Annotated in this window: 8 protein-coding genes and 1 pseudogene; 4 read left to right on the forward strand and 5 right to left on the reverse strand. The window is 72.9% G+C overall.

What is annotated here, in order from left to right; all coding sequences use genetic code 11:
• Positions 1 to 476: pseudogene (locus GSF22_RS23015) on the reverse strand (hypothetical protein); the annotation flags it as partial.
• A gap of 641 nt (positions 477 to 1,117) precedes the next feature.
• Here GSF22_RS23015 and GSF22_RS23020 point away from each other — a divergent pair.
• Complete coding sequence (locus tag GSF22_RS23020) at positions 1,118 to 1,639, forward strand: hypothetical protein (protein ID WP_208815815.1); 522 nt, start codon at positions 1,118 to 1,120, stop codon at positions 1,637 to 1,639.
• A 521-nt stretch (positions 1,640 to 2,160) separates the two neighbouring features.
• Here GSF22_RS23020 and GSF22_RS23025 read toward each other — a convergent pair.
• Together GSF22_RS23025 and GSF22_RS23030 are read right to left on the reverse strand one after the other, a co-directional pair.
• On the reverse strand, positions 2,161 to 2,481 hold the full coding sequence (locus tag GSF22_RS23025) for a hypothetical protein (protein ID WP_208815816.1): 321 nt from the start codon (positions 2,479 to 2,481) through the stop codon (positions 2,161 to 2,163).
• A 22-nt stretch (positions 2,482 to 2,503) separates the two neighbouring features.
• Positions 2,504 to 3,766 (reverse strand): acetyl-CoA C-acetyltransferase, encoded by a 1,263-nt coding sequence (locus GSF22_RS23030; RefSeq protein ID WP_208815817.1) that lies wholly within the window; start codon positions 3,764 to 3,766, stop codon positions 2,504 to 2,506.
• Positions 3,767 to 3,892: 126 nt separating this feature from the next.
• Here GSF22_RS23030 and GSF22_RS35490 point away from each other — a divergent pair, with 126 nt between their 5' ends.
• The 3 genes from GSF22_RS35490 to GSF22_RS23045 are packed head-to-tail and all read left to right on the forward strand — an operon-like array spanning position 3,893 to position 9,688.
• Positions 3,893 to 8,743 (forward strand): wHTH domain-containing protein, encoded by a 4,851-nt coding sequence (locus GSF22_RS35490; RefSeq protein ID WP_208815818.1) that lies wholly within the window; start codon positions 3,893 to 3,895, stop codon positions 8,741 to 8,743.
• Complete coding sequence (locus tag GSF22_RS23040) at positions 8,736 to 9,074, forward strand: hypothetical protein (RefSeq protein WP_208815819.1); 339 nt, start codon at positions 8,736 to 8,738, stop codon at positions 9,072 to 9,074. The genes GSF22_RS35490 and GSF22_RS23040 overlap by 8 nt, the downstream gene beginning before the upstream one ends.
• The gene (locus GSF22_RS23045; protein ID WP_208815820.1) at positions 9,071 to 9,688 is read left to right on the forward strand and encodes a hypothetical protein; all 618 of its coding nucleotides are present in this window, start codon (positions 9,071 to 9,073) and stop codon (positions 9,686 to 9,688) included. Before GSF22_RS23040 ends, GSF22_RS23045 begins: the two co-directional genes overlap by 4 nt.
• A 28-nt stretch (positions 9,689 to 9,716) precedes the next feature.
• Here the strand turns inward: GSF22_RS23045 and GSF22_RS23050 are convergent, their stop codons facing one another.
• Positions 9,717 to 10,523, reverse strand: coding sequence for an SGNH/GDSL hydrolase family protein (locus GSF22_RS23050; RefSeq protein ID WP_208815821.1), 807 nt, complete (start codon positions 10,521 to 10,523; stop codon positions 9,717 to 9,719).
• A complete protein-coding gene (locus GSF22_RS23055) occupies positions 10,520 to 11,656 on the reverse strand; it encodes an SGNH/GDSL hydrolase family protein (RefSeq protein WP_208815822.1) in 1,137 nt (378 codons plus the stop codon). The genes GSF22_RS23050 and GSF22_RS23055 overlap by 4 nt, the downstream gene beginning before the upstream one ends.
• Positions 11,657 to 11,792 lie beyond the last annotated feature (136 nt).

Genomic DNA, 11,792 nt, shown 5'->3' on the forward strand with positions numbered 1-11,792 from the left:
CTCTCGTGCAGGTACGCGCGGCAGCCGGCCGGCTCGACGACGACGGTGACCGGGTGGCCGGGGTACTCGTGAGCGAGGCGGGTGAGCAGCGGCAGCGGGTCGGGCACGGCCGGGGGTGCCGGATGCTGCGGGGCGCCGATGGGCTGGGCAGGATCGGCCGGTACGGCGGCGGCGAGGGTGCTGTCCAGGCTCTCCAGGCAGAATCCGATCGCGTGTTCCAGACTCGGCCGTACGGGTGGGGCGAGCCGGTCGACGGGTGCGCCGGGGGTCAGGATGTCGACCTCCCAGCGTTGCCCGTGCAGCCGGGTCGGGTCGTCGTCGTGGTGCCGGTGGTCGGCGACGGTGACGGCGAGGCCGAGGTGCAGGCCGAGCGCAAGGCGGGTCACCTCGGCCAGGGGCGGCACGTCGGGGGTGGCGGCGAGGACGAGCAGCCGCGCACCGGGTTGGCCGGCGCTGGCCGTCCGCAGGTACGCCACGATCGGGTCGTTCTCGGTGGCGGTGACGACGATGCCGTCGCGCAGGTCCTGGCCGATCTCGTGGCCGCCGTCGAGATCGGTGAGATCCTCCGGGCGTACCCCGAGGATGCCGGCCCAGCGACCGAGCCGGTAGCCCTCGGGGAGCTGGTGGACCGGCGGGCCGAGGGGTGGCCGGGCGACCGGGGTGGCCGACTGCCCGGCGTCGGGTTGCCACCGTTCGTGGCCGACCCGGGAGTGCAGGTCGGTGACGGTGACCGCGAGCGCGGCATACTGCCGCCCACTGTCCTGGCAGGTCGGGCAGGCCAGCGCGGAGACGGCGCGGCCGGCACCTTGACAGGCGGCGCACTGCGGGCGGGGCGGGTGCCCGCCGAGGGTGCAGTGGCAGCGGCGCAGCGGGCTGCCCGGGAAGCAGTCCGGGCAGGGACGATGGGGGATCGGGTCGCCGCGCCAGGACGGCGCGGGCGGCTCCGGTACCCGTAGTAGGCGGACGGCAGCGCCAGCGACGGTGACGGTGGGGCTGCCGGGGCGAAGCTGGGTGTCGCGGCGACCGCCGAGGACAGGTCGACGGCGGTCAGGCGTGGCCCGGCGGGCACCTCGGCGCCGGGCAGTTCGTAGCGGATGCCCCAGGTCGGGTGGCCATCATGCTGCTGCCGGGCTTCCACCACCAGGTCGAGGCAGAGCAGGTCGGCGACGGCGCAGAGCCGGGCGAGCACACTTTCCGTGGCGGGTGCGGGTGGGGCGGTGCTGCGGCCGAGGAAGAGTCGCCACGGCTGGTGGTCCTGCCGGACCAGTGCCTCCGCTTCGGCCGTCCGGCGCTGCCCGGCGGGCAGGTACGGCCGCCACGAGGGCAAACCGAGGGTCTGGCCGTCGGCGCCCCGGTCGGGGTCGCCGACCTGGCGCAGGCCGACGGCCGCCACGCTCCCGGCCAGTTCCCGGATCAGCGGGGCACAGTCGAGTTGCCAGCCGCGCCGGCCGTCGGGGACCGGCGGCAGGCTGCCCGGCCCGACCGTGCGGGACGCGACCGCCCCGGTGTCGAGGTTGGCGACGGTGTAGACGAGTTGCGCCCGACGTCGGCCCTGCCCGCCGCAACCGGAGCAGCGACCGGCCGGCAGGCCGGCATCCTGTGGACGTACTCTTCGGCGCTGCCGTGGCCAGGGGTCTGATCGGCTAGGCCACTTGCCAGAAGGGTCGGAATGGCGCCCCGCTTCCTGAGCCACCCACTCGACCAGGTCCCAAGCGTGCCGCAGAAAAAAGACAAGCCGATGTGGAGTGCACTGGTGGTAAGCAAGGAGACTGGTTGTCCGAACGCCGGGTTCTACGGCATGGCTCGGCCAGATGTGTACGGAATGTGAAGATCTTGATGACGCGGAGCTGTGGGCCAGGGAGCGCGAGCGCTGCTACGCAGCCGCTCAATGAGCTGAGCCAGGCAGGCGGCTGCCGAACCCGTACGAATGCTGATCGACGTGAGGCAGCGAATGTCAGGAATGGTGGCAGCTCCCAGGAACGCACCTCACGGCAAGCGTGATACCTGAGAGTCATCATGATGACTCTCAGGTATCACGCTCAAAACGACTGCGATTCTCGGCTCCCCGGATAGTTCGATTACCGCACTACACGAGGGAAACACCGTGGTCGTCAATCGTGGTGCAGCCACGGTTCCAGGTCGGCCGGGCCCCGCGTCGGTTCACAGGGCGTGGCGGGTGGCGGTCACCTCGGCCGCCGCGTCGGCCAGCACCGCCGCCGGGGCGCCGGCCGCCACCAGGTCCGCGCTGACCACCCGGAGCTGGTCGGGCAGCGCCAGGTCGTTGTCGAGCCGGGGTACCGTCCGACGCGGCCGACCCTCGGCGTCGGCCGCCCGGTTGGCGATCTCCTGTACCAGCCGGTGCACCAGCGCGGCCCGGGAGGTGTTGCCGGTGCTGGCCGCTGCGCCCCAGCGCGGCCCCTGCCAGTGCCCCACCTGCCGGACGAGCAGGTCCACCGCGCGGGTCAGTTCGTCGACGCTCACCGGCCCGAGTCTACGAACCCGGTCAGCTCAGCCGCTCGATGACCATCGCCATGCCCTGACCACCGCCGACGCACATGGTCTCCAGGCCGATCGTCTTGTCGTGCCAGTCGAGGGCGTTGATCAGGGTGCCGGTGATCCGGGCGCCGGTCATGCCGAACGGGTGGCCGACGGCGATCGCGCCGCCCATCACGTTCAGCTTCTCCAGCGGGATGTCGAGCTGCCGGTACGACGGGATCACCTGGGCGGCGAACGCCTCGTTGATCTCCACCAGGTCGACGTCGTCGATGGTCATGCCGGCCCGCTTGAGCGCCTGCCGGGACGCCTCGACCGGGCCGAGGCCCATGATCTCGGGGGAAAGGGCGCTGACCCCGGTGGAGAGGATCCGGGCCAACGGGGTGATGCCGAGGTCCCGGGCCCGCTGCTCGCTCATCACGACCACGGCGGCGGCCCCGTCGTTGAGCGGGCAGCAGTTGCCGGCGGTGATCCGGCCGTCGGGGCGGAAGACCGGCTTCAGCCCGGCCACCCCCTCCAGGGTCACCCCGGGTCGGGGGCCGTCGTCGGCGCTGACCACCGTGCCGTCCGGCGTGGTCACCGGGGTGATCTCCCGGGCCCAGAAGCCGTCGGCGATCGCCTTCTCGGCGAGGTTCTGGCTGCGTACCCCGAACTCGTCCATGTCGGCGCGGGTGACGTCGTACGCCTGGGCCAGGTTCTCGGCGGTCTGCCCCATGGTCAGGTAGATGTCCGGCAGTTCGCCGGCCTCGCGCGGGTCGGTCCAGACCGGCGCGCCGGCCTGGGTCCGCTGGGCCGAGCGGGCCCGCGCGGCGTCGAAGCGCGGGTTCTCCCAGCCGCCGCCGACCAGGGCCTGTGCCTCGGGCGGCAGGGCGTCGGAGTTGCCCCGGGCGTACCGGGAGACGCACTCCACCCCGGCGGAGACGAAGGTGTCGCCCTCACCGGCGGCGATGGCGTGGAACGCCATCCGGGTGGTCTGCAACGAGGAGGCGCAGTACCGGGTGAGGGTGGCGCCGGGCAGGGTGTCCAGGCCGAGCAGGGTGGCGACCACCCGGGCCATGTTGAAGCCCTGCTCGCCACCGGGCAGCCCGCACCCCAGGTAGAGGTCGTCGATCGTGGTCCGGTCGAGCTGGGGGAGCTTGTCCAGGGCGGCCTGGACGATGGCGGCCGCGAGATCGTCCGGGCGGACGTCGCGGAGGGAACCCTTGCCGGCCCGGCCGATGGGGGACCGGGCGGTGGCGACGATGACGGCGGTGCGGGACGGATCAGTCGGCATGGGCCAACGTTAACTCGTGGGTAACTTGCCTGGGTAGAGGGCTTCGGGCTACCACGGGACGTAGCGAAGCTGTGGCATGATGTGCGCTCCCTCCGCCCCTCGTGGATCCCCTCGGAGACCTCCCTCATGACAGACCGGCGTGCGCTGCTGATCGGTGTCTCAGGCTGCGAGAACTCGCCGTTGGAGGCGATCCCGGAGGCGGTGGTCCGGGCCGACGTCACCCGGATGCGTGACGTGCTCCTCGACTCCGGCTACGCGGTGACGGTGCTGGGCGCGACACCCGAGACGGAGGCCGGGGAGACTGCTATCCGACAACCCGCCTCCCGTGGGCTGATCATCGGGCAGATCAAGGAGGCGTGCCGGGGCGTACCGGCGGGTGGCACGGTGCTGGTCTACTTCTCCGGACACGGCGTCAACCTCGACGGCGACGACTGGCTGATCCCGACCGACGGTCACTGGCTGACCTCGGACGAGGAGTTCGACCCGGACACCCTGGTGCCGTTGGACCCGGCCCGGTACCTGGACCGCTCCCCGGCCCGGCTGGTGCTCTTCGTCGTCGACGCCTGCCGGGACGACGGTGACGGGTTCGGTGGACAGGCCCTGGCCGCCACCCGCGCCCCGGTCGCCGCCCGCCCCGCCAACGGGGTCTTCGCCCTGCTGGCCGGCTGCTCCCCCGGTGAGGTCTGCCGGTACGACGAGCAGGGCAGCTTCTTCACCCAGACGCTGGCCGACATCCTCGACAAGCGGCACCCGGCCCAGACGGTGAACGCCGTCTTCACGCACGTCAAGCAACGGATGCTGCGCCGGTCCCGGCGCTCGGACGGCCCGCAGCAGGAGCCCCAGCTCAGCATCGCGCTCTCCGACGCGGATCAGGACCTGCCGGCCGCGTTGCCGATCTGTGCGGGTGAACAGGTCTTCGAAGCCTGGCAGGAGGCGGTCCGGCAGTCACCGCTGTGGCAGCTCTGCCCGGACCCATCGGCCGACCGGGTCGAGCAGCTCCGCGCGGGCCTGGCCGACCTGGTCGAGGAGTACGCCCGGCAGTGGCGGGACGCCCAGGACCTGCTGACCAGCCGGGCCGGGCTCACCGACCCGTGGACCGACCACGACTACCCGGTACGGGTGACCGGCCGGCTCGCCCAACTCCTCGACGTCGAGGGGGACAGTCCGCCGTCGCTCTCCCCGGTGGAGGCCGGTCTGCTGGTGGCCGCCCCCTTCCTGCGTGAGGCGGTACTCGCCGAAGGGCTGGCCGAAGCGGCCATGTCCACCCCGACCGACTTCCGGCGTACCCACGCCCCCGGGCCCCGGTCGGATCTGGAGATCACCCACTCGATCCACCAGCACATGTGCCACCGGGCCGAAGGGCTGGCCGCCCGGGGCCGGACCGCCGAGCGGGACGCGTTGGCCATGTGGCTGGTGCACCGCTGGGTGACCGGGCGGCAGGACCTCTGGGACAGCGCCCAGACCGCCGAACTGTGCCGCCGGCTGGCCGCCCGCCTGCTCGGCGAGCCGGCCGACGGCTCCGGGCCGTGGACGGCCGAACTGTCCGGGGTGCTCGCCGGTCTGGTCCCCTGCCTCGGCTCGGCGATCTCCGTACCGACCGGTGACGAGTTGACCGGCTGCGCCGTACCCCAGTTCCGGAGCCCGGCCCTGGGCGGCCTGCTCTCCCTGGCCGGGGTGCTCGCGGTGGACGTCCGCCGGCTCGATCCGGTGGTCGCCGACCACGTGGGCATCCGGGACGCGCTGGACCTCGACGAACTCCGCACGAACCTGAGCCGGCTGCACTGGGAGGGTGCGGCCGGGCCGAGCGGTCGGGGCCTGGACCTGCGGACGGTCTGCACCCATCCGGCCGTGCACCGGGCCCTGCTGGAGGTGGCCGAGCTGGCCGAGCAGAGCCGGGCGGCAGCGGTCCGGCTGGCCAGCCGGCCGGGTGTGGACGCCGGGCTGTTCGCGGCGTTCCCGGTGGTGGTGACCGCCGAGGGCATCACCCCGGCCGGTACCGGGGTCCGCAACGAACGGCGCTACGAGAAGGAGCTGCCGCGCTTCCGGCTCTCCGACGACAAGATCAAGGAACTGCTGATGGGTCGGCAGCTCTACGGCGACCCCACGTTGGCGCTGCGCGAGCTGTACCAGAACGCGCTGGACGCCTGCCGGTACCGGCAAATGCGGCGACGGTACCTGTCGGTGAGGGGTATGCCGGTGCCGGACTGGCAGGGCCGGATCGTCTTCACCCAGGGGGTGGAGGACGGCCAGCCGTTCGTCGAGTGCACGGACAACGGCGTCGGGATGGACGCCGACACGCTGAAGAACACCTTCGCCCAGGCCGGCCAGCGGTTCGTGCACCGCGACGCGTTCCGCCGGGAGCAGGCCCGCTGGCAGCGGGTCGACCCGGACCTGCGGCTCATCCCGAACAGCCAGTTCGGCATCGGGGTGTTCAGCTACTTCATGCTCGCCGACGAGATCTCCATCCGGACCCGGGCCACCGACGAGTACGCCGAACCGGTCGGGGACACCCTGCGGATCGACATCAGCAGCAGCGGCAGCCTGTTCCGGATCCGACGGGACCACGGCGTGCCGGACGGCGGGACCAGCGTCCGGCTGCTGCTGACCGGCGAGGAGAAGGTCTCCGTCCGGCGGACCCTCGACGAGCTGATCCTGCTGCCCGAGTTCGACCTGGAGATCCGCGAGGAGGGCAAGCAACCGGAGCGGTGGCGCGCGGGTGAGCTGCGGTACTCCGGTAGCGGTGTCACGCCGGCACGCGTGACCGACCGGGTCTGGTGGGTGGCGGGCGAGGGTGGCCTGACCGCCGACGGCATCCGGACCGACGAGACCGGGTACGGCTACGTGGTGGACCTGCGGGACCGGCAACGGCCCCGGTTCACCGTGGACCGCAGGACACTCCGGGACTGGGACCAGGAGTGGGTGACCGGTCAGCTCCGGGACGGTCTGCCGAAGCTGGTCGGCTGGCCGGGCCTGACCCTGCGCTGGCTGTGGTCGGTGACCGAGGCCAAGCCGGAGGTCGCCCAACAGGTCTATGAGTACCTGGTCGAGCACGGCGTCCGGATCCCGCTCGGTAGGGAAGCCGTGGATGCCGAACTCGTCGATCTGGGACGGGTCGGCTGTGTCCCTCGTGACGGTCGGTTACTGGTGCAGATGGGCAGCGCGTCAATGCCGGGTTGGTTGCACTCGTGGCGACGGGCGGTCTGGTCGTTGGCCGGACCGGTCGGGTCGCGGTGGGCGAGCGTGGCCCGGATCGAGGGGTACCCGGTGCCCGCGCCGCTCGACGGCCACCTGCTGACGCTGGTCGGTGACGGGAACACCACCGAGGTGGGGCGGTTCGCCGAGTTGGCCGACGAGTTGGACCAGCCGGCCGGGCAGGTGCGCCGCCGGTTGCTCCGGTTTGCGATCGCCGGCCTGGATGTCCGGCCCCTCCGAGTTGTCGAGCAGGCGGATCTCACCTCGGTACCGGCGCACCTGCTCGAGTTGGTGCTGGTCGCGTTGGGCCAGTCCGCCAACCTCGACCCGCCGATCCCGGTGATCCTGGTGGGGATCTCGGCGCGGGAAGGACTGACCCTCGGGGAGGTCCTCCACCAGGCGCGGCGATGGCTGCCGCCGGACAATCCGGTGGCGGTGCTCGACCCGGAGGATCTGGCCGACCAGATCTGCACCAGGTCCGACCTGACCCTGCTCTCCCAGGACCTGGACGGGGAGCCACCGTGGGTACCCAGCGTGGTGCCGCTGCGACACCTTGCCAGGGTCGTCGCCAGCACCGGCGCATCCCTTATGGAGGCATGGGCCGCCATCAACCGGTTCGCCCCCCTGGGTTATGCGCTGCCCGATCCGGAGCTGGCGCCGACGCCATTGACCGAGGTCGAGAAGGCGGCGCTGCCGAGTGCGGAGTCGGATGGGAGGCTCGCTCGCTGGCGCATGGTCTATGTGGCCGCCCAGATCGGGTGGAGCATCCAGGCGGTCCGGGAGGGGCTGCGGAGGCTGGAGTCACTGGGCCAGCTGTCGTTGCCCGAACTCGACGACCTTCCGGACGTGGTGCCGCACCCGGGGGCCGGATCGTTCATCATGCGCAGGGCCCCGGGCCGACGGGACGACTGGTCGGGAAGCGCCCGGATCATCGCCGGGCTGATCAACCCGGATTCGGTCTGGTCGGTGGCGGGCGAAAAGTTCCACGACCACGCACTCTTTCTGAGGCTCGCCTCGTCGACCCGGCCGATCTCAGTGCCCGAGCTGATCTGGTTCACCGACACCTGCCGACTGCCGGCGGCGGAGTGTCTGGACGCGCTCACGCGCAACGGTGTGTTCACAGACGTACAGCCCGCCGTGGCGGATTTCGTGACCGCAGCCCCCGACCTCCGACCATCCTTGCGGCAGCTTGACCTGCTCTGCGTGGAGCGGATGGATGAAGTCCACTGGCGGGATCGCTGGAGCCCGCTCCTGGTCGCCGAGCATGCGTTCGAGACCGACAGCCCGGTGGTCGAGGTGATCCAGGAACTCGACTGGTATCGGCAGTTCGGGGCACCGGTACCCGAGGTCTCGGCAAGTGCCCTGGCTGCCCTCGCCGAGGTACGGCCGGACGCCGTGGATCTCGAACTTCTGCCGGAGGCCGACGACGAGGATGCACCGGTGTCCGTCGTCACCTGCCTGCACCTGGTACGGCAGGCCGGGCGGCTCGGGCTGACCCTGCCCGAGGCGCAGCAGCGCCTCGACCGGTACGTCCCGTTGGGGCTGACCTTCGACTACGACCCGACCACCGTCCCGGACGATCTGGTGCGCTGGCAGGACCTGATCCTGCTCTCCGCCCACTTCGACGGGTACGAGCCCGCCGTGGGCCCGGTCGTCTCCGACGCGCACGTCGAACGCTGCGCCGACCTGACTGGGGAGACCCCTGCCTGGGTACGGGACCGGCTACGCCACTACGCACCCCTGTTCGACCTCACCGTGCCACCCGAGGAGGACCCGGTTGACTGACCAGCCGACCGTCGTCACGCCGCACAGCGGCATCAGCTACACCGAGCAGAGCTTCGGCCTGCTGGCCGGATTCGACGTGGTACTGCGGGAGAAGGGCCTGGACATCACCGGGGTCTGCCCGGCCTGCCAGGGCCGGACGGTGAGCAGCCACGACATCGGCAGCCCGCACGGCTACAAGGGGATCTTCCCGAGACGGAAGGCCGGCTCGGCGCCGAAACCGCCGGCCGGGCCGGTCACGGTGATCTGCGCCTGCGGGTTCCCGCACGCCGAGCGGCCCGCCGAGTCGGGCGAGTCGGGCTGCGGGGCGTACTGGAAGGTGGCCCTGCCGTGAGTATCGCCGAGAAACGCTGGGCACAACTGGCCCAGGAGACCCAGTTCCACCAGCTCGACTCGCTCCGCCGGCAGGCCGAGGGGTGGCGCACCGGGCTCGCCGGCCTGACCGCCCTGCTCGGTGCGGTGCTGATCGTCAAGGGCCGCAGCGACATCTCGAATCTGGCCCCCGGCGTCCGGTACTTGGTCGTGGTCCTGCTGGCGGGGGCCTTCGTACTGCTGGTCACCGCGTCCCTGCTGGCGCTGCGGGCCGCCTCCGGGTGGCCGGACGACGAGATCTACCTGACCGGCGAGTCGCTGCGGGCCTGGCACGCCGAGGAGAGCGAACGGATCCGTACCGGTATCCGGCGGGCCGCCCGGCTGATGGTGGTCGGCCTGGTGGTCCTCGCCGCCGCGGTCGGTCTGACCTGGCTCGGCCCGGGGGAGAGCCGGGCGCCGCTGGTGTCGGTGGAGACGTCCGCCGGGCCGGTCTGCGGCGAACTGGTGGGGGTACGCGACGGCCACCTGATCGTCGGCCCGGCCAAGGAGGCCACGGGGGACCAGCCCGAACAGCGGGTACCCCGACTCGTGCCGCTGCCGCAGGTGACCCGGATGACCGTGGTGAAGACCTGCTGACCGCCCCGGTGACCGGGGAACGCCCCGGTCAGCGCCGGGCGGCTGCGGCGGCTGCGGCGGCCACCGCCGGGAGCAGCGCGTGCGCCCAGACCCGGTAACCGTCCGCCGACGGGTGGAAGCCGTCGTGGCAGAGCGTACCGGCGTCGGCCCGGAACACCGGCCCGGTCTCGGCACCCAGATCGACCACCGCCCCACCGGCCTCCAGGACCGCGTTGGCCTGTGCCTGTGCGGTCCGCCGGCCCAACCAGCCGACGACCTGCCGCAGCGGCGGGGCGATCGCCCGGACCGCGCCCAGGTCGGGGCAGGTGCCGACGACCACCTCCACGCCCGCGTCCCGCAGCCGGCGGACCGCCGCACCGAGGTAGGCGGCCGATTCGCCCGGACGGCGGGCCGAGGTCGCGTCGTTGGCGCCGATCAGGATCACCGCCACGTCCGGCCGTTCGCCGAGCAGTGCCCGGGCCACCTGGGTGGCCAGGTCGGTCGACCGGGAGCCGGAGACGCCCACGCTGCTCAGGCGTACCTGCCGGTCGCCGGTCGGGCCCGGCTCCTCGGCGAGCAGCCGGGCCAGTTGCCCGCCGATGGTGTCCCCGACCCGGTCCACGCCCACCCCGAGGGCCGACGAGTCACCGAGCAGGACCAGACGCAACGGGGTGGCACCGGTCCGCCCGACGGTGGAGCGCAGGGCCAGCCCCAGTTCGGGTTGTGCGTACCGTCGGGTACGCGCGACGAACGCCTCCCCGGCGAGGACCGCCGCACCGCCGACCGTGCCGGCGATCAGCGTGAGGGCCGCCGCCCGACCCACCCGGGCCGCCCGCCCGCTGCCGCGCTCGCTCATGCTCGTCCCTCCACTGTGGGTGCCCCGGTGGCCGTGTCCGGAGGCTGCGGTGCCGGGGTGTCCGGCGGGGCCGTCGGCTCGGGCGGCTGCGGCGCCGAGCCGGCCCCGAACAGGGCCCGTCGGCGGCGCAACTGCGCCCACCGGCCGGCCGGTCCCCGCTCCCGACCACTGACCCGGGTGCCGCTGACCTCCGTCCCGGCGTGCCGTGCCGCCTCCTGCGCGGCCTCCGGCAGTGACCGTACGCCTTCGTGCCGGCCCAGGGCACCCCTGCGTTCCGGGGCGGAGCCGAGCGCGGAGAGCACCGTCGGCAAGAGGGCGGCGGCGGCGACCGCGTACCCCTCGGCGGACGGGTGGAACCGGTCCCAGGCGAACATCCGGGCCGGCTCGGCGGTGAACCGGGGGCCGAGCAGGTCCCCGAGGGAGACCGTCCAGCCGCCCGCCTCGACCACCGCCACGGTCTGCGCCGCCGCCAACTGCCGGCCCCACCGCCGGGCGACCCAGCGCAGCGGGGGCTTGATCGGCTGGATGGCACCCAGGTCGGGGCAGGTGCCGACGACCACCTCCGCACCGGCCGCGCGCAGGTCGCGGACCGCGTCGGCCAGGTAACGGACCGCCGCCCAGGGTGGGGTGCGGTTGGTGACGTCGTTGCCGCCGATCAGGATGACCGCGATGTCCGGCGCCACCTCCAGGGCGGCCTCCACCTGGTGCGGCAGCCCGCTGGAGAGGCAGCCGACCACCGCGAACCGGCGCAGCTTCACCGGCCGGCGCAGCCGTCGGGACAGCCCGGTGGCGAGCAGCGCGGCCAACGTCTCCCGGGGCCGGAACACGCCGTACCCGGCCGCCGAGGAGTCGCCGAGCACCACCAGGGTCAGCGGTTTCCCGGGGAACTTCGGGCCGTAGAGGCCGTCACAGCGGGGCGGGGGCGCCTCCGCCATCGGGATGGTCCGGCGGGCCTGCCGGGCCTGCCCGAGCAGTACCCCTGTCGTGACGGCGGCGGTCAGTGCCGCTCCTCCGGTACCGAGGGCGGCCACCCGGGCCACCCGCATCGCGCGGTGCCAGGTCGAGCGGGCCGACCGTACCGGTCCGGCCGGTACCGTCGACCCGACCGGTACCCCTGCCCCCGTCACACCCATGAACCGACAGTATCGCGCCGACGCGTGGACCGCTGTCGGCGTCACGGCTCACCCGGGCCTAGCCCGGCGTCCGGATGGGTACCTCCACCGGTGGGTCGGTACGGTGCCCGACTGCGCACGGCGATCAGGGCCCGGT

Source organism: Micromonospora echinofusca, from assembly GCF_017614955.1.
Lineage (GTDB): Bacteria > Actinomycetota > Actinomycetes > Mycobacteriales > Micromonosporaceae > Micromonospora > Micromonospora echinofusca_A.